Below are 18256 nucleotides of genomic sequence, written 5' to 3' on the forward strand. Positions count from 1 at the left end.
CGTTCACCTGTTAGTGGGCCGAAGCGGCGTCGTCGAAGATGCGGGTCAGTTGCAGGGAGGTCTTTTCGATCTGTATCCACTGCGCCAGGAACTGCCGGAAATAAATGACAAACCTGGCCAAGGCGCGGTTGTCGGAGATCTGTTCGAGCTTGCCGATCGACGCGTCGATGTACGCGCCGACGATTTCCCAGGCGGTCTGCAGGTGGGACGCCGCAGTCACCACGTCCTGCAAGCGGGTATCGAGCTCGTCGACGAAGGTCGCCATCTCTTCCATGCGGCCTTCCAAATTCACCCGTACGCGCAGTTGCTCGCTGGTAGCACGCCGCTCTGCCTGGCGACGCTTGCGCTCCTTGCGAACCTTCTCGGCCTTGCTCCCGTAGATGCCGCCGGTGATCACCGCGCCGATCGGCCCTGCGGCCAGGCCGCTGAGCGCCTGCTTGACGTACTGGTCATACTCTTTGCTCAAGCCAGCGATATCGTCGTCCAGCTCCTTGAGCTTCACGCGCAGGCGCTCCACCTCACCATCACCCTTGGTGCGCTCGACCGCTTGCCCCTTCTGCTTCACCGCCGGGATCAGCTTGAAGCGCGCGGCGTCGCGGAACGTCTCGGTTTCGCCGCGCACGGTGGCGACCCGCACCGCGTAGCGCTGCACATCCTCCTGAAGGATCTGCAGGTAATCGACCAGCGACGAAACCGCCCGCTGGTCGGCACGGTCCAGTTTCACCGGGGTACCCAGCACGACCTTGTCCCACGCCTTGATGTCGGAGCCCAACGCGCGAATCTGCCGGCACTCATCGACGATTGTTTCCCCGGCAGCGTTGATCGACGCGGCCGTGGAGGCCAGTTCGCTGGCGAGCTTCTTGTTGCTGTCGGAAAGCGGGCCCCAGCTGCGCGCATGGCCACGCAACGCATCGAACAGCGCGGTCATGCCGGCGGGGGCCAGTTCGGGTTCGTCGATCTGCGTGTAGCCCAGCCAGCGCTGCAGGTTGTCGGGGGTCGATGGCAGGCCGAAAACAAAATTGACATACCGATTGAGGGTGATGATGTGCTCGCGGCTGAGGGTCAGCCCGCCTTCATCCTCACCATCGCGCTCGGCCATGGCCTGGATCAGCTTGGCCGGTGTCTTTGCCGCATCCGCCTGTAGCTGATCGTACTCAGCCGTTTGTGTACTCATGGTCGTGTCTCCTCGAATCAAGCCCTGGGAAGGCTTGGTCCGACCACGCTAAGGCAGCGACAGGACGCACAGCAGCGGGCAGTTTTTCCGCCATTTGCAGCGGTGCACCGGGCGTTGCGCCTGGCACACGCAAAACAGGCGCCCACCTGGGGCGCCAAACGAACCGTCGTTGCGGGAGCACGCAAAGGCGGAGGTCGAAGTCAGTCCTTGGCCAGCTTCTCGGTGGTTTGCTGGGTTTTGCGCTGGCGTTCCGCCAGCGCCTGGTCCGGCTGGCCATGCAGGCGTTGCTGGTCTTCGCGGAACGCCTCCCAGAACTGCCGCGAGCGTTCTGCGCCGCCCTCCGCCAGCGCGCTGGTGCTGCCCAGCGCCAGTAGCACCCACAACACATACCGAGTCAGGTTCATCAGGGTTACCTCATCGAGTGGTTCAGATGAGGCCATCCTGGGGCACGCCAGCTAACACCAAGGTGAGGCGCACATTACAGTCCTGCAAGCTGGGCGGCAGCTGTCCGGCACATGGCGACATGATTACAAATCTGTTATCCAGCGATGTCCGGCGCCCGCATGGCGTAACATTCCGGCGCTTGACCCTGTTCCCGCTACAGGGCCGAGAATCGCCGTCTTTCATTCAACCGAGCCCTATCATGCGTCTACTGATCATCGAGGACGAACTGCGCACCGCCGATTACCTGCAGCAGGGGCTGCGTGAGAACGGCTACGTGGTCGATTGCGCCCACACCGGCATCGACGGCCTGCACTTGGCCCGTCAACAGGCCTACGACCTGGTGATCCTCGACGTCAATTTGCCCGAGCTGGACGGCTGGAGCGTGCTCCAGCGGCTGCGCGCCGAATCCGCCACGCGGATCATGATGCTCACCGCCCACGGTCGCCTGGCGGACCGGGTCAAGGGCCTCGACCTGGGCGCCGATGACTACCTGCTCAAGCCGTTCGAATTCCCCGAGCTGTTGGCGCGCATCCGCAGCCTACTGCGGCGCAACGAGCAGCCGCTGCAACCCACCACCCTGCGGGTCGCCGACCTCGAACTCGACCCAGGCCGGCATCGGGCCTGGCGCGGCGCCAAGCGCATCGACCTGACCGCCAAGGAGTTTTCCCTGCTGCACCTGCTGATGCGCCAGAGCGGCGAAGTGCTGTCGCGCACGCAGATCATCTCGCTGGTCTGGGATATGAATTTCGACTGTGACACCAATGTCGTCGAGGTTTCCATCCGGCGCCTGCGGGCGAAGATCGACGACCCCTTCGAAGACAAGTTGATCCATACCCTGCGCGGTGTCGGCTATGTGCTCGAGGCGCGCCATTGAAGACTGCCAGCCTGTCGTTGCGCTTAGGCCTGAGCGTGACCCTGATGGGCGCCATGCTGGTGCTACTACTGGCCTGCCTGGCGGTGTTGGCGCTCGATCACGAACTCGACAGCCGCGCGCGCAAGGACCTCGCGCGCAAGATGTTGCAGGTGGAACATAACCTGCGTGTCGACCTGCGCAGCGAGGACCTGGGCAGCCGCGCCCACCCCCTGCTCGACCTGGTCATGGGGCACGACAACCTTAGCCTTAGCGTGCTCGCGCTCGAGGGCCGCCACCCGCACCTGCTCAGCCTGGGCCCAGCCCTGGAGTCGAGCGTGGGCGCGCTGGCGACCGGCGCCCGGCTGACGTTTCACGTATGGCGCGACAGCCGCGGTAACCAAATGCTCACTGCGACACGCCAGATGCGCTTGCGCGACGAGACACCAGTACGGGTGATGATGACGCTCGACCGCGCCGACGACAACGCCCTGCTCCAGGCCTACCTGCACTCGACCCTGATCGCCCTGCCCTTGCTGTTGATACTGATCGGCATCTGCGCCTGGAAGCTGGTGCAACGCAGCCTGAAACCCTTGCGCCATTTTCGCCGGGTGGCCGGCCAGGTTTCGGCCCAGGACCTCAGCCACCGCCTGCCCGACAGAGGTCTGCCACAAGAGCTGGGCGAGCTGGCCAGGGCCATCAACGTGATGCTCGACCGGCTCGACCTAGGCGTGCAACAGTTGTCGCAGTTTTCCGACGACCTTGCCCATGAGCTACGCACGCCGCTAAGCAACCTGATGGGCAAGGCCCAAGTCACCCTCAGCCGCGAGCGCGACAACGCCAACTACCGGGAAGTGCTGGAGGACAGCATCGAAGAGCTGACCCGGCTCAACCGCATCATCAACGACATGCTGTTTCTCGCCCAGGTTAGCCAGCCTCAGGCGCAGGTGGCGCTCAAGCCCCTGGCGCTGGCCGATGAGGCTGCACAGGTGGTGGAGCTGTTTGCCATCAGCGCGGAGCTCAAGGACATTGAGCTTCACCTTCAAGGCTGGGGTACGGCCTTGGGTGATCGGCTGATGTTCCAGCGTGCGTTGTCGAACCTGTTGAGCAATGCCATTCGGCATGCGCCGGTAGGCACGCGCATTGACCTCGGTATCGAGCGCCACGCAAGCGATGTCAGGGTCTGGGTGGAAAATGAGGGCGTAGGGATTGGCGCAGAGCATCAGCCGCAGTTGTTCGAGCGTTTCTATCGCGTGGGCGCCGGGCGCTCTCGGCTTGAGGGGGGCACCGGGTTGGGGCTGGCGATCGTGAAGTCGATCATGCAGTTGCATGGTGGGCGGGTCGAGGTGATGAGCAGCCCGGCAGGGCCGACCCGGTTTACCCTGGTGTTCAGAGCCGAGTGACCGGCTGCTGGTAACGGCCTTATCGCCGGCAAGCCGGCTCCCACATGAACTGCGTAGGCTTCAAGGCTAGCGCTGTACCTGTGGGAGCCGGCTTGCCGGCGATGAGGCCAGTTCCGTCAACCTGCGATCAGCGCGAAGCCGCCACGATCAACGCCTTCATCTCCGCCACCGCAGCCTTGAAGCCGACGAACAGCGCATGGGCCACCAACGCGTGGCCGATGTTCAGCTCATTGATGCCCTTGATCGCCGCGACTGCCTCGACGTTGTGGTAATGCAGGCCATGGCCGGCATTGACGATCAGCCCTTGGCCCACCCCGAACGCAACACCGTCCGCGATGCGCTTGAGCTCTTCAGCGACTTCGGTCGGCGTCTGTGCATCGGCGTAACGGCCGGTGTGCAGCTCGATGGCCGGCGCGCCTACGCGGCGCGAGGCTTCGATCTGCCGCTCGTCGGCGTCGATGAACAGCGACACTTCGGCACCGGTGCGGGCCAGGCGCTCGACTGCTGCCTTGATCCGTGCCTCTTGCCCCGCTACGTCCAGGCCGCCTTCGGTGGTCAGTTCCTGACGGGTCTCGGGCACCAGGCAGATGTGCGCCGGGCGGATCTTCTCGGCGAAGGCCATCATCTCTTCGGTGACGCCCATTTCGAAGTTCATGCGGGTCTGCAGCACATCCTTGAGCACCACCACATCGCGCTCCTGAATGTGCCGGCGGTCTTCGCGCAGGTGCACGGTGATGCCGTCGGCACCCGCTTCTTCGGCGTCCAGGGCAGCCTTGACCGGATCAGGGTAACGCGTGCCCCGGGCCTGGCGCAGCGTCGCCACGTGGTCGATATTTACGCCGAGAAGCATGCGGTTGCTGTGAGTCACGAAAGGCTCTCCTGAAGATTGAGCCCCACAGCATACGACGTGATCAACGCTTGCGAAACAGTTCCCGGCTGACCAGGGGTTTGGCGCCCAGGTGAACGGCCAGTGCCTGACGCATCAACCGCTTGGCTGCGAGCAGCGCCCCCGGGGCTTCCCAGTCGGCTTGCGCCAGGGCCAACAGCTCGCCCCCCAGGAACAACCCGGGCTGCAGCAACTCGACCCGCTCAAGCCCGGCATCCACGCGCAAGCGGTAGCGGCCATCGGCGGCGATCGGCAAGTCGTTCACGTCATGCTGCAACGAAAACGCATAACCGAGCTCGTCCAGCAGGCGCCATTCGAAAGAACGCAACAACGGCTCCAGGGGGCGCCCGGCGGCCAGCGCCTGCAATGTCAGGGTGTAGTGCTCGAACAGCGCAGGGTGAGGGGCTTCGGCGGGCAGCAAACGCATGAGCAGCTCGTTGAGGTACAACCCGCTGAACAGCGCATCGCCGTGCAACCAGGCGGCGATACCGAGCGTCTCCAGGCGGACAACATTCTTCAGCTCGCCGCGCCCGCGCAGCTCCACTTCCAGCGGCACGAACGGCCGCACCAGGCTGCCACCTTTGCCTCGCGCACGGCGCAACACGGCCCGCACACGGCCTTGCGGCGTGAGGAAGTCCACCAGTGCGCTGGTTTCCTTGTAGGCACGACTGTGCAGCACATAGGCCGGCTGGCCGACAGGTTGTTCCATGGCAATCACTTGTCCCAAGGCCAATCGGGCCGCTATGCGGCCCATCGCCGGCAAGCCGGCTCCTACAGGGCTCGGTAGCGCTGCGGTTGTGTGGGAGCCGGCTTGCCGGCGATGGGCTGCAAGGCAGCCCCAAGCCCATACAGCAGGGGTTACAGGTCGCCGTAGCCCAGCGAGCGCAGGGCGCGCTCATCGTCGGACCAACCGCCTTTGACCTTGACCCAGAGGTTGAGCATGACCTTGGCGTCGAACAGCACTTCCATGTCCTTGCGCGCGTCGGAGCCAATGCGTTTGATACGCTCGCCCTTGTCACCGATGATGATCTTCTTCTGGCCATCGCGTTCGACCAGGATCAGCGCATGGATGTGCAACACGTGCCCTTGCTGCTTGAACTCTTCGATCTCTACGGTGATCTGGTACGGCAGCTCCGCACCCAACTGGCGCATGATCTTCTCGCGCACCAGTTCAGCGGCCAGGAAACGGCTGCTGCGGTCGGTGATCTGGTCTTCCGGGAAGAAGTGCTCGTTCTCCGGCAGGTGCTTGGCGATCAGGCCTTCCAGCGCTTCGAGGTTATGCCCCTGTTGCGCGGAGATCGGTACCACTTCCGCGTTCGGCAGTTGCTCCTGCAGCCATTGCAGGTGTGGAATCAAATCGGCTTTTTCTTCCAGGCGGTCGGTCTTGTTGACCGCCAGGATGACCGGGCCGCTGACGTACTGGACGCGCTCGAGCACCAACTGGTCCTCGTCGGTCCAGCGGGTACGGTCAACCACGAAGATCACCACGTCGACGTCTTTCAGGGCGGCCGAAGCGTTACGGTTCATGTAACGGTTCAGGGCCTTGTCGTTGGCCTTGTGCATACCCGGCGTGTCGACGTAGATCGCCTGCACATCACCCTCGGTCTTGATGCCGAGCATGTTGTGGCGGGTGGTCTGCGGCTTGCGCGAGGTGATCGCCAGCTTCTGCCCGAGGATGTGGTTGAGCAAGGTCGACTTGCCCACGTTGGGGCGGCCGACAATGGCCACGTAGCCGCAGCGAGTCGGGTTGTTATCAATCATTGCCATTCTCCACGCCCAGGGCGATCAATGCAGCCGCAGCGGCGACTTGCTCAGCGATACGCCGGCTCACACCCTGACCACGGCTCTTGTTGTTCAGCAGCACCACTTCGCATTCGACGAAGAAGGTACGGCAGTGCGGTTCGCCCTGGATATCCACCACCTCGTAGCGCGGCAGCTCACAGCTGCGCGACTGCAAGAACTCTTGCAGGCGGGTCTTGGGGTCCTTGTTGGTATCGACCAGGGTCAGGCTTTCGAATTCATCGGCCAGCCAGGCCAGGATACGCTCCCGGGCGGTCTGCATGTCCGCGTCCAGGTAGATGGCGCCAATCAGCGCCTCCAGGGCATCGGCCAGGATCGATTCGCGGCGGAAACCGCCGCTTTTCAGCTCCCCCGAACCCAGGCGCAGGTACTCGCCCAGATCAAAGCCTCGCGCCAGGCGGGCCAGGGTCTCACCCTTGACCAGGCGCGCACGCAAGCGCGACAACTGGCCTTCACGGGCCTGCGGGAAGCGCTCGAACAGCGCCTCGCCGGCCACGAAGTTGAGAATGGCGTCGCCCAGAAACTCCAGGCGTTCGTTATTGCGCCCGGCGTAGCTGCGATGGGTCAGGGCCAGAAGCATCTGGTCCTGGTTCTTGAAGGTGTAACCGAGCTTTCGCTCCAGTGCGGCGAGGGAAGCACTCATGCGGCCACCCGTTCGTTGTTCAACGCGTTGTTCAAATCAACATCCTGAAAGACTGTTTGGCTGTGGTCCGCCGCTGTACGCGGCGAAACTCTCGATCCCTGAGAACACAGCCTATGTCAGAAATGCATTCGGCGCTGTCTGCTGGACAGCGCCGAAGGGTATCAATGGATCAGGCCGACCCGCGACAGGTTGGGCATATGGCTGAGCTTGGGCTCTGGCCAGCTCATCCAGACCGCGAAGGCCTTGCCGACAATGTTCCGGTCCGGAACCATGCCGTGCAGTTCCTTGGGAATGTTCGGGTCATCCCAGTAACGGCTATCGTTGGAGTTGTCGCGGTTGTCGCCCATCATGAAGTAATGGCCAGCCGGTACGGTCCATTGCTGGTCCGGCGGCATGCGGTAACGGCTCATTTCCTTGCGGATCAGGTGTTCGGCCTCGCCCAGCTTCTCTTTGTACAGCTCGGCGCTGCCCAAGGTGCCCGGTTCGGTGCCCACCAGTTGTTCGGCAATGGGTTGGCCATTGACGTACAGCCGCTTGTCGTTGGTGTAGCGGATCTGGTCGCCCGGCAGGCCAACGACACGCTTGATGTAGTTGACGTTCGGGTCGCTCGGATAGCGGAACACCATCACATCGCCGCGTTGCGGGTCACCCACCTCGATGACCTTCTTGTCGATCACCGGCAGGCGAATGCCATAGGAGAACTTGTTCACCAGGATGAAGTCGCCCACTTCCAGGGTCGGTTTCATCGACCCCGAAGGGATCTGGAACGGCTCGACCAAAAACGAGCGCAGTACCAGCACGATGAACAGCACCGGGAAGAACGACTTGCCGTATTCGACCAGCAGCGGCTCCTTGTTCAGGCGCTCGACCACCGCCATCTCGGGCGGATTGACGCGCCCCTGATAGTTGGCGATTGCCGCTCGCCGGCGCGGGGCCAGGAACAGCAGGTCGATCAAGCCCAACAGGCCGCAGACAGCTACGGCGATGACTAGCAACAGCGGGAAATTTAGCGACATAGGACCTAGCTATCCAACCTGAGCACAGCAAGGAAGGCCTCTTGTGGAATCTCCACGTTGCCCACTTGCTTCATGCGTTTCTTACCGGCCTTCTGCTTCTCCAGCAGTTTTTTCTTACGGCTGACGTCACCACCGTAGCACTTGGCCAGTACGTTCTTTCTGAGCGCCTTGACGGTTGTCCGCGCGATGATCTGGCCGCCGATGGCTGCCTGGATCGCCACATCGAACATCTGCCGAGGGATCAGTTCCTTCATCTTCTCGGTCAACGCACGGCCTTTATAGGCCGCGTTGTCGCGGTGCACGATCAACGCCAGGGCATCGACCTTGTCGCCGTTGATCAGTACATCCAGTTTGACCAGGTTGGCCGACTGGTAGCGATCGAAATGATAGTCCAGCGACGCGTAACCGCGACTGGTCGACTTGAGGCGGTCGAAGAAGTCCAGTACCACCTCGTTCATCGGCATGTCGTAACGCACCTGAACCTGGCTGCCGAGGAACTGCATGTCGCGCTGAACGCCACGTTTCTCGATGCACAGGGTGATGACGTTACCCAGGTGCTCCTGCGGCACCAGGATGGTCGCGGTGACGATCGGCTCGCGGAAGTCGGTGACGGACGAAACATCCGGCAGCTTCGACGGGTTGTCGACGATGATGGTTTCGCCGGTTTTCAGTTCGAGCTCGTAGATCACGCTAGGCGCAGTGGTGATCAAGTCCAGGTCGTACTCACGCTCCAGGCGCTCCTGGATGATCTCCATGTGCAGCATGCCCAAGAAGCCGCAACGGAAACCGAAGCCCAGAGCGTCGGAGCTTTCCGGCATGTACTGGAGCGAGGAGTCGTTGAGCGTCAGCTTCTGCAGCGCGTCGCGGAAGTCCTCGAAATCGTCCGAGCTGACCGGGAACAGGCCGGCGTAGACCTGTGGCTGGATCTTCTTGAAGCCCGCCAGCACTTCGACTTCCGGGGTCGAGGACAGGGTCAGGGTGTCACCGACCGGTGCACCGTGAATGTCTTTGATGCTGGCAATGATGAAGCCCACTTCACCGGCCTTGAGGTCGGCGGTCTGGGTGTGTTTCGGGGTGAAGACGCCGACGCTGTCGACCAGGTGCACCTTGCCGGTGGACTTGACCAGGATCTTGTCGCCTTTCTTGACGCGACCCTGGCGCACGCGCACCAGCGAGACAACGCCCAGGTAGTTGTCGAACCAGGAGTCGATGATCAGCGCCTGCAGCGGCGCGTCGATCTCGCCTTCCGGCGCGGGGATGGTGTGCACCAGGCGCTCGAGCACCTCGTCGACACCCATGCCGCTCTTGGCACTGCACGCCACGGCGTCGGTAGCGTCGATGCCGATGATCTTCTCGATCTCGTCCTTGACGCGGTCCGGGTCAGCCTGGGGCAGGTCCATCTTGTTCAACACCGGCATGACCTCGAGGCCTTGCTCGATGGCGGTGTAGCAGTTGGCCACGGACTGGGCTTCGACGCCTTGACCGGCGTCCACCACCAACAGTGCGCCTTCACAGGCGGCCAGCGAGCGCGAGACTTCATAGGTGAAGTCGACGTGGCCGGGGGTGTCGATGAAGTTCAGCTGGTAGGTCTTGCCGTCTTGCGCCTTGTAATGAAGCGTGACGCTGTGGGCCTTGATGGTGATCCCGCGTTCGCGCTCCAGGTCCATGGAGTCGAGGACCTGGGCTTCCATTTCGCGCGCAGACAGGCCACCGCACATCTGGATGAAACGGTCGGCCAGCGTCGACTTGCCATGGTCGATGTGGGCGATGATGGAGAAATTGCGGATATGACTCAAATCACTCACGGGTCAACACTCGAAAAGGCTGCGAGCCGGGACGCCCGCCGAAAAATAGCCGGGAATTGTACCTCAAGCAGCAGGGATATGGGAGATTCCTGATCGGCTGTCTGTGCCGACAGTGTCGCTGGCAAGCCGCTTCGTAACGCCGCAGCGCCGTACCTGAAAGCTCCACCCCACCTGTGGGAGCCGGCTTGCCGGCGATCGGACCAGCCCATTTCTCCGTAGATTCCACGAAAAAGGGCAGCCAACGCTGCCCCTTTTCCTACCTGAAGACCCGCTTATTCAGCCAGTTTGAAGGTAATGAAGCTCGCACGCCCCTGGCGCAGTACGCGCATGGACACCGAGCGGTTTTTCGGCAGGTCCTTGGCGATCTCGGTGAATTCCTTCGCCGAGCCAATGGCCTGGTTATTCAGGTGGCTGATGACATCACCTGGGCGCAGGCCGATCAATGCGGCCGGGCCATCCTGGACTTCCTTGATGACCACGCCACCCTTGAGTTCGAGGGCTTTTTTCTGCTCGGCGCTGAGGTCAGCGACCGAAACGCCCAGACGGTTGCTACTGCGCTCGGCACTGCCATCTGCACCGGTCCCGGTGCCAATGTCAGCGTCATCGTCCGGCAGCGCACCGACGCTCACGTCCAGGTTCTGGCGCTTGCCGTTGCGGATGATCTCGAGCTTGGCCTTGTCGCCGTCCTTGAGGCTGCCGACCAGGTGCGGCAAGTCGGCCGACATGACGATCGGCTGGCCGTTCATGCTCAGGATCACGTCACCCACCTGCAGGCCACCTTTGGCGGCTGGGCCATCTTCCAGCACCTGGGCCACCAGGGCACCGGCCGGTTTGTCCAGGCCAAAGGACTCAGCCAGGTCCTTGTTGACCTCCTGAATCACCACGCCCAGCCAGCCACGGCTGACCTTGCCGTCTTTTTTCAGCTGGTTGGATACATCGATCGCCACATCGATCGGGATGGCGAACGACAGGCCCATGAAGCCGCCCGAGCGGGTGAAGATCTGCGAGTTGATACCCACGACCTCGCCCTGCATGTTGAACAGCGGGCCGCCGGAGTTGCCCGGGTTGATGGCAACGTCAGTCTGGATGAACGGCACGTAGGTGTCGTTAGGCAGGGTACGGCCCTTGGCACTGACGATACCTTTGGTCACCGAATGGTCGAAGCCGAACGGCGAACCGATGGCCAGCACCCACTCACCCACTTTGAGCTTCTCGGAGTCGCCCAGCTTGACGGTCGGCAGGTTCTTGCCTTCGACCTTGAGCAGCGCGACGTCGGTGCGCGGGTCGGTGCCGACCAGCTTGGCTTGCAGCTCGCTGCGGTCCGACAGGCGAACGATGATCTCGTCGGCGTCGGCCACCACATGGTTGTTGGTCAGTACGTAGCCATCGCTGGAAATGATGAAACCCGAACCCAGCGACTGGGCTTCACGCTGACGATCACCGCGCGGCGAGCGGGGCTGTTGCGGCATGTTGCGCTCGAAGAATTCGCGGAACATCGGCGGCAGGCCTTCGAGGTCCGGCATCTGCCCAGCGGCGATGCGGCGGTCCGGCAGCTTCTGCTTGGTACTGATGTTGACCACGGCCGGCGAGGCTTGCTCGACCAGCGTGGTGAAGTCCGGCAGGGCTTCCTCGGCCTGGGCGGTGAGCACCTGGCCGAGCATGAGCACGGCGGCGAACATCGATAGGTAGGATTTCAAGCGTGGTATAGACATACGGCTCCCGTCACAACGAGCGTGGTTAGCGTAAGGCCCCTGCACAAGCAGGAAAGGCCAGGCTCCAAGAAGCCTGACCTATAGAAAATTTACGGAAAGATTGCAAATGACAATGCTTTAATTTCATTTCAGGAGCATGTCTCTCACGCCGGAAACCACCTGAAAAGCGCACGCCATCATTGCCGCGCCTGGGCATCCTGAGGCCGCATCGACAGCGCAATGCGCTCTGCAGTACCCAGGGGTATTTCACCTATCACAGTGACCAGAACCTTGCCCTTCGGCGTGTTCAGACGGCGCGATACCGCCACGGTTGGCCCGAGTTGCACGCGTGTATCGGTGCCTGAGTTGTCGTTGACCGGCTCGAGGAATACCGAAACGCGCGCCAGACCATCGTCATACATCAGGCTGCTAACTGTGCTGTTGCGGGCCGGGTCGCGGCGCACCGAGCTGTTGACCAGCTCAAAACCCGGCGGCAGCCAGTCTGAGCGCCATCCGGCGACGGTTTCCTGGCCGGTGCTGGTGCCACGTTCCACCGGTTTGCAAGCGGCACTGGGGCGCAAGTCATCCGCGGTAGGCAGGTCATCGGTATCGAGGCGGGTCATCTGGAAGCGCTCAAGCAATTGCCCCTTGTCGTTGAGCATCAACGAGCGCAGCGGCAAGCCGGTGCGGCGGTCAAGGTGCAATTCGAACGCATAACGGTGCTGGTCGCGCGGTGTGAGGGTGACGATCACCGCGTCGCGCCCGGCGACACGTGACTTGCCCGCCACACCCAGATCGTACCAGCCCATCAATTTGAGGGGATCCAGCGCACGCGGCGCCGCATCGGGCGGCGTCGTAACGCCGTTGACCAAGGCACCACTGACGCATGCAACCTTGCCATCCACGCGCACGATTTCCTGGGCAGTGCCATCGAGCTGCAGTAGCCGCTCGCTGACCTTGCCGTCCTCAACCCTGTGCCAGATATCGTGGGAAGAAAAGCTGCCGTTACGCTCGTAGACGAAAGAGCCTTGGTAGCTTTGCTTTTGCTCGGCCTGTGCCAGCTTGTTCAGCCACTCATTCGCCTCGGGCGAAGAATTGGCCGCCAACGCTGGCACCGTCATGCAGCTGCCTATCAGCAGCGACAGGAGAGGTAGCGCGCGCATGATCCTCCTTACTTAGCGGGGTTATCCAGGCTGGCGGCGCGGGCATACGGCAACGCGGTTTCGCTGCCCTTGAGCGCAGATTCCTGGGCGTGCTGGCGCAGGTAGCCTGGCAGACGCTGATCCCAGCCGGCTTGGTTCTGCAGCACACCGTTGGCCATCGGCCCGGTCGGTTGCTCACTGCTTTCACTATAGCCTGCCAATACCGCCGGGCCTTGAGTTTGTGGCACGCTCAGCCCCTGCTGCGGTTGCTGGGAAGCAAGCTCTGCACCGGTGATTTCATCTTGGTTGTACATGCGCACACCCGCCAGCACGGCAACCGTCACCGAGGCAGCGACTGCCAGGCGAGCGACGCTGCGCCATGGGCCTTTATTGACCTTGGCCGGTACCGCTTCGTCGGCCAACGCTGCCGACACCGCCGAGGCGATATCGAGGTTGGGCAGCAGCAGTTCCTTGTGCATCGCTGCGCGAGCGACCTGGTAACGCGACCAGGTGGCACGGGTTTCGGCATCGTCGACGGCACTCAGTACCCGACGTAATTCCAGTTCGTCCGCTTCGTTATCCATTACCGCGGACAGCGATTCCTGCAACGCTTCACGACTCATGGCGGTTCCTCTCTTGGCTGTAGCCGCTGTCTCAGGTTTCCTGCAACAACGGCTGCAGGGCTTTATCTATGGCCTCCCGAGCGCGGAAGATTCGAGAGCGCACGGTACCCACCGGACATTGCATGACACTGGCAATGTCTTCGTAACTCAATCCGTCGAACTCGCGCAGGGTCAATGCCGTGCGCAGGTCTTCGGGCAGTTGCTGGATGGTGCGATGGACCGTGCCTTCGATTTCATCCCGCAACAACGAGCGCTCTGGGGACTCGAGATCCTTGAGACCATGATCGCCGTCGTAAAACTCCGCATCCTCGGAGCTCACATCACTGTCTGGTGGCCGTCTTCCACGGGACACCAAGTAGTTCTTCGCCGTGTTGATGGCGATGCGGTACAGCCAGGTATAAAACGCACTGTCTCCGCGAAAATTGCCAAGCGCACGGTAGGCCTTGATAAAGGCTTCCTGTGCTACATCCTGGGCCTCGTGGGTATCGTGAACGAACCGCACGATCAACCCGAGAATCTTGTGCTGATACTTCAGCACCAACAGATCGAACGCTCGCCTGTCACCGCGCTGCACGCGCTCGACAAGCTGCTGATCCTCTTCCTGGGTTAGCATGAACACTCCTCGGTAGACTCGAAGGAGCGTTGCAACAGCCATCGTTCAGGCTTGCAAACATAGACTCGGGCTTTGCGCAAAAGTTCTCCCCTCCAAGCAAGTTTCCTGCAGCCCTTGGTCGGCTCGCACGGAAGACGCGGCGCGGTCACGGCCGGCAACGTCAATAATCAGGTTTCGAATACGCAGGTGTCAGCCCGAATAGAGCTGCCGCCGTGCGTCGCCGCGACATTTGTGGCGTGCGGGCAGCCTTCATAGGATTTCCGTAGCTGTCGGAAAGTTCCCACAAGGTCGCTGCTTCCTGGCAAGTGGCATGGAAATTGGCCACCCGGGGCTGCTATAAAGGCAACCCGGCCTGGTTTAACGATAGTTTCACAATGCCATCGGCGCGTGACTATTGTGCCGTGCCCCTTCCGTAGATTACTAGTGTCCCGACATGAGCCAACAATTCCAACATGATGTCCTGGTGATCGGCAGCGGCGCCGCCGGTCTCAGCCTGGCACTGAACCTCCCCAGCCACCTGCGTATCGCCGTGCTCAGCAAAGGCGACCTGGCCAATGGCTCGACCTATTGGGCCCAGGGCGGTGTTGCCGCCGTGCTGGACGACACCGACACCGTACAGTCGCATGTCGAGGACACCCTCAATGCCGGCGGCGGCCTGTGCCATGAAGATGCCGTGCGCTTCACCGTCGAGCACAGCCGCGAAGCCATCCAGTGGTTGATCGAGCAAGGCGTGCCCTTTACCCGGGATGAGCAGCACGGCGTCGACGATGGGGGCTTCGAGTTCCACCTGACCCGCGAAGGTGGCCACAGCCACCGGCGCATCATCCACGCCGCCGATGCCACAGGCGCCGCGATCTTCACCACCTTGCTGGCCCAGGCCCGCCTACGCCCGAACATCCAGCTGCTGGAGCAGCGCGTGGCAGTCGACCTGATCACCGAGCGCCGCCTGGGCCTGCCCGGCGAGCGCTGCCTGGGTGCCTATGTGCTAAACCGCAATACGGGCGAAGTAGACACCTACGGGGCGCGCTTCACCGTGCTCGCCACCGGAGGCGCAGCCAAGGTCTACCTGTATACCAGTAACCCGGACGGTGCCTGCGGCGACGGCATCGCCATGGCCTGGCGCGCGGGCTGCCGGGTGGCCAACCTTGAGTTCAACCAGTTTCACCCGACCTGCCTGTACCACCCCCAAGCCAAGAGTTTCCTGATCACCGAGGCACTGCGCGGTGAAGGCGCCCTGTTGCGCCTGCCCAACGGCGAGCGCTTCATGCCGCGCTTCGACCCCCGCGAAGAACTGGCCCCACGCGACATCGTGGCCCGCGCCATCGACCACGAGATGAAACGCCTGGGCGTGGACTGCGTGTACCTGGACATCACCCACAAGCCGGCCGATTTCATCAAGGGCCACTTCCCCACCGTTTACGAACGCTGCCTGGCCTTCGGCATCGACATCACCCGCCAGCCGATCCCGGTAGTACCCGCAGCCCACTACACCTGCGGCGGCGTGGTGGTGGACGACCGCGGGCATACCGATGTGCCTGGGCTGTATGCCATCGGTGAGACCAGCTTTACCGGCCTGCATGGCGCCAACCGCATGGCCAGCAATTCGCTGCTCGAATGTTTCGTCTATGGCCGCGCCGCTGCCGCCGACATCCAGGCGCACCTGGAACAGGTCGACATGCCCAAAGCCCTGCCCGGCTGGGATGCCAGCCAGGTAACGGACTCGGACGAGGATGTGATCATCGCGCACAACTGGGACGAGCTGCGGCGCTTCATGTGGGACTATGTCGGCATCGTGCGCACCAGCAAGCGCCTGCAGCGCGCCGAACACCGCATCCGCCTGCTGCTCGACGAAATCGACGAGTTCTACAGCAACTACAAGGTCAGCCGCGACCTGATCGAGCTGCGCAACCTGGCGCAAGTGGCGGAGCTGATGATTCGTTCGGCGATGCAGCGCAAGGAAAGCCGCGGGTTGCATTACACGCTGGATTATCCGGGGATGCTGGACGAGGCTAAAGACACCATCCTCAGCCCGGTCTGAAAGCTGCAGCGGTCTGGTCTGAAAGTTGCAGCGCCTGTGAGATCGAGCGCCGCCCGCGCGGCGCTTCGCAGCACAAGGCTGCTCCTACATCTGTTTCGGGCCAGTAAAGCCTGTGAGGGAGGCGCGCGACCGCCTTGTTTGTTCGACTCGATATCGTGTCAGGCGCCAAGGGGCCGCGCGCCAATGCCTCAGGAATAATTGGCCCGAAACAGATGTGGGAGCAGCCTTGTGCTGCGAAGCGCCGCGCGGGCGGCGCTCGATCTCACAGGCACTGAACCTGCCACGGTGAAAACCTTTCAGCCCTGAATCGCTCCCACCTCAGCCCACCTGCGCCGGCTGAACTTCAGCCTTACCCGCAACCGCCGATGCTCATCAGCCCCGAGGGCATCCCAGGGAACGCACTGCCCCTCCCCCAGCCAACGCCCTTCCCGCACAAACCGCAACACCACCATCCCCGGCAACGCAACGCTGTCCCGGCACAAACGCACCGGCTGCCAACCCTGGGCGCAGGTGAACACCCGCCAACCAAGCAGGTCTCGGCGCAGCCCGGTAACCGCATGCGGATGCGTGAGCAAAATTCGTCGGGGGATGGCCCAGCAGGCGTGGGCGACAGACGCGGCAGTGGCCGCCAGGGACAGCCACCAGGGCAACGCGCTCACCCATACGGCGAACAGCGCCAGCACCTGGCAACTCAAGTATGCCGTCAGCAGCAGGCGCGAGCCTTGCCAACGGCTTTCGAAAAACTCACTTGGGCTGGACACGGTCCAGGATGATGCGGACCATGCGCTGCAGCTCCGGGTCTTCAGACTCGGTACGCTCCATGAACCAGCCGAACATGTCCTGATCTTCGCAGCTCAACAGGCGTACATAGAGTTCGCGGTCGGCTTCGTTGAGGGTGGCGTAGACTTCCTGGGTGAAAGGCACCAACAGTACGTCCAGTTCCAGCATGCCGCGGCGGCTGTGCCAGAAAAGCCGGTTGAGTTCAGTTTGTTCGACCATGGGGCCCTCCTCGAATGGCCCGCCAGTATACAGCCAGGCGAGCGAAGCGGCACAGGGCGTTGGTCTAGTCACCTACCTATTTTGTTACTGGCGTTCTATGATGGCCGCCAGTCTTTAGCCACCGCGATGACCCATGGCCGATTCCGCTTTCTTCAGCCCCCTGTCCCACGAGGGCATCCTCGCCGTCCGCGGCTCCGACGCAGGCAAGTTCCTGCAGGGCCAGCTGACCTGCAACATCAACTACCTCAGTCAGGAACATGCCAGCCTCGGTGCCCGCTGCATGGTCAAAGGGCGCATGCAGTCGAGTTTCCGTATCGTGCCCGAAGGCAACGGTTACCTGCTGGCCATGGCCAGTGAGCTGCTCGATGCCCAATTGGCCGACCTCAAGAAGTACGCCGTGTTCTCCAAGGCCACCTTAAGCGACGAGAGCGCCGCCTGGGCGCGCTTTGGCCTGCAGGGTGGCGAGGCGGCTCTGCAAGCCTTGGGCTTGACGCCGCCGGTCGAAGCGGGCGCCACCGTGCGCCATGAGGGCCTGATCGCCATCGCCGTGTCCGCAGGCCGCGTCGAGCTGTGGGTACCTGCCGAGCAGGCCGCCCACGTAGGCGCGGCACTCGCCGCCAGCCTGCCTGAGGGCAGCCTCAACGACTGGCTGTTGGGCCAGATCCGCGCAGGTATTGGCCAAGTCATGGGCCCTACCCGCGAGCTGTTCATCCCGCAGATGATCAACCTGCAGGCCGTGGACGGCGTCAGCTTCAAGAAGGGCTGCTACACCGGCCAGGAAATCGTTGCCCGCATGCAGTACCTGGGCAAGCTAAAGCGCCGTCAGTATCGCCTGGCGCTCGATCAGCAGGACATCCCCGCGCCAGGTGCCGAGATCTTCTCACCCACCCATGGCTCGTCGGTCGGTGAAGTGGTGATGGCGGCCAATACGGGTACCGGTTGCGAGTTGCTCGCGGTAATCAGCGCCGATGCGGTGGCCGACGACAACCTGCACCTGGGCAGCCTGGAAGGGCCACGCCTGCACGTGCTGAGCCTGCCCTACGAACTGGACCGCGACCGGGAAATCCAGCGCTGACCAGCCTGCCCCGTCCGCGTGACGGGGCCGCACCACCACTGCGGTAGAGAAGTC

At 62.7% G+C, this 18256-nt stretch carries 18 protein-coding genes; 4 read left to right on the plus strand and 14 right to left on the minus strand.

What is annotated here, in order from left to right; all coding sequences use genetic code 11:
• Positions 1-10 precede the first annotated feature (10 nt).
• Entirely contained in the window at positions 11-1174 is a 1164-nt protein-coding gene (locus HU750_RS05715) for an alpha-xenorhabdolysin family binary toxin subunit A (protein ID WP_186677552.1), read from the minus strand.
• 200 nt (positions 1175-1374) lie between these two features.
• Positions 1375-1578 carry a hypothetical protein gene (locus HU750_RS05720; RefSeq protein WP_186677555.1) on the minus strand — a complete coding sequence of 68 codons (204 nt, stop codon included), beginning with the start codon at positions 1576-1578 and terminating at the stop codon, positions 1375-1377.
• A gap of 239 nt (positions 1579-1817) precedes the next feature.
• Between HU750_RS05720 and HU750_RS05725 the strand changes: the two genes are divergently transcribed.
• Positions 1818-2492: a heavy metal response regulator transcription factor gene (locus HU750_RS05725; protein ID WP_027594153.1), complete on the plus strand. Its 675-nt coding sequence runs from the start codon at positions 1818-1820 to the stop codon at positions 2490-2492.
• Positions 2489-3871 carry a heavy metal sensor histidine kinase gene (locus HU750_RS05730; RefSeq protein ID WP_186677558.1) on the plus strand — a complete coding sequence of 461 codons (1383 nt, stop codon included), beginning with the start codon at positions 2489-2491 and terminating at the stop codon, positions 3869-3871. Before HU750_RS05725 ends, HU750_RS05730 begins: the two co-directional genes overlap by 4 nt.
• Before the next feature lie 127 nt (positions 3872-3998).
• Here the strand turns inward: HU750_RS05730 and pdxJ are convergent, their stop codons facing one another.
• The 10 genes from pdxJ to rpoE all read right to left on the minus strand — a co-directional run bounded on the left by pdxJ (position 3999) and on the right by rpoE (position 14090).
• The gene (gene pdxJ, locus HU750_RS05735; protein ID WP_189662533.1) at positions 3999-4721 is read right to left on the minus strand and encodes a pyridoxine 5'-phosphate synthase; all 723 of its coding nucleotides are present in this window, start codon (positions 4719-4721) and stop codon (positions 3999-4001) included.
• A 61-nt stretch (positions 4722-4782) separates the two neighbouring features.
• Entirely contained in the window at positions 4783-5466 is a 684-nt protein-coding gene (recO, locus tag HU750_RS05740) for a DNA repair protein RecO (RefSeq protein ID WP_186677562.1), read from the minus strand.
• Between the two features lie 149 nt (positions 5467-5615).
• Positions 5616-6518, minus strand: coding sequence for a GTPase Era (gene era, locus HU750_RS05745; protein WP_186677565.1), 903 nt, complete (start codon positions 6516-6518; stop codon positions 5616-5618).
• On the minus strand, positions 6511-7200 hold the full coding sequence (rnc, locus tag HU750_RS05750) for a ribonuclease III (RefSeq protein WP_027594148.1): 690 nt from the start codon (positions 7198-7200) through the stop codon (positions 6511-6513). Before rnc ends, era begins: the two co-directional genes overlap by 8 nt.
• 161 nt (positions 7201-7361) lie before the next feature.
• Positions 7362-8216, minus strand: coding sequence for a signal peptidase I (gene lepB / locus HU750_RS05755; protein WP_027594147.1), 855 nt, complete (start codon positions 8214-8216; stop codon positions 7362-7364).
• Positions 8217-8221: 5 nt separating this feature from the next.
• Complete coding sequence (gene lepA, locus HU750_RS05760; protein ID WP_024717450.1) at positions 8222-10021, minus strand: translation elongation factor 4; 1800 nt, start codon at positions 10019-10021, stop codon at positions 8222-8224.
• Between the two features lie 272 nt (positions 10022-10293).
• A complete protein-coding gene (locus HU750_RS05765) occupies positions 10294-11700 on the minus strand; it encodes a DegQ family serine endoprotease (RefSeq protein WP_371097684.1) in 1407 nt (468 codons plus the stop codon).
• A 209-nt stretch (positions 11701-11909) separates the two neighbouring features.
• The gene (locus HU750_RS05770; protein ID WP_186677578.1) at positions 11910-12875 is read right to left on the minus strand and encodes a MucB/RseB family sigma factor regulatory protein; all 966 of its coding nucleotides are present in this window, start codon (positions 12873-12875) and stop codon (positions 11910-11912) included.
• Between the two features lie 8 nt (positions 12876-12883).
• A complete protein-coding gene (locus tag HU750_RS05775; protein WP_027594143.1) occupies positions 12884-13477 on the minus strand; it encodes a sigma-E factor negative regulatory protein in 594 nt (197 codons plus the stop codon).
• Positions 13478-13508: 31 nt separating this feature from the next.
• Entirely contained in the window at positions 13509-14090 is a 582-nt protein-coding gene (gene rpoE / locus HU750_RS05780) for an RNA polymerase sigma factor RpoE/AlgU (protein ID WP_003252049.1), read from the minus strand.
• 433 nt (positions 14091-14523) lie between these two features.
• Here rpoE and nadB point away from each other — a divergent pair, with 433 nt between their 5' ends.
• The gene (gene nadB, locus HU750_RS05785; protein WP_099430295.1) at positions 14524-16128 is read left to right on the plus strand and encodes an L-aspartate oxidase; all 1605 of its coding nucleotides are present in this window, start codon (positions 14524-14526) and stop codon (positions 16126-16128) included.
• Positions 16129-16424: 296 nt separating this feature from the next.
• On the opposite strand, the gene HU750_RS05790 is transcribed toward nadB, so the two are convergent.
• Together HU750_RS05790 and HU750_RS05795 are read right to left on the minus strand one after the other, a co-directional pair.
• A complete protein-coding gene (locus HU750_RS05790) occupies positions 16425-16889 on the minus strand; it encodes a protein YgfX (protein ID WP_186677581.1) in 465 nt (154 codons plus the stop codon).
• Positions 16873-17127: an FAD assembly factor SdhE gene (locus tag HU750_RS05795; protein ID WP_027594141.1), complete on the minus strand. Its 255-nt coding sequence runs from the start codon at positions 17125-17127 to the stop codon at positions 16873-16875. Before HU750_RS05795 ends, HU750_RS05790 begins: the two co-directional genes overlap by 17 nt.
• A gap of 133 nt (positions 17128-17260) precedes the next feature.
• Here HU750_RS05795 and ygfZ point away from each other — a divergent pair, with 133 nt between their 5' ends.
• On the plus strand, positions 17261-18202 hold the full coding sequence (gene ygfZ / locus HU750_RS05800) for a CAF17-like 4Fe-4S cluster assembly/insertion protein YgfZ (protein WP_186677583.1): 942 nt from the start codon (positions 17261-17263) through the stop codon (positions 18200-18202).
• Positions 18203-18256: the final 54 nt, after the last annotated feature.

The organism is Pseudomonas sp. SWRI50 (assembly GCF_014269095.1).
GTDB lineage: Bacteria > Pseudomonadota > Gammaproteobacteria > Pseudomonadales > Pseudomonadaceae > Aquipseudomonas > Aquipseudomonas kermanshahensis.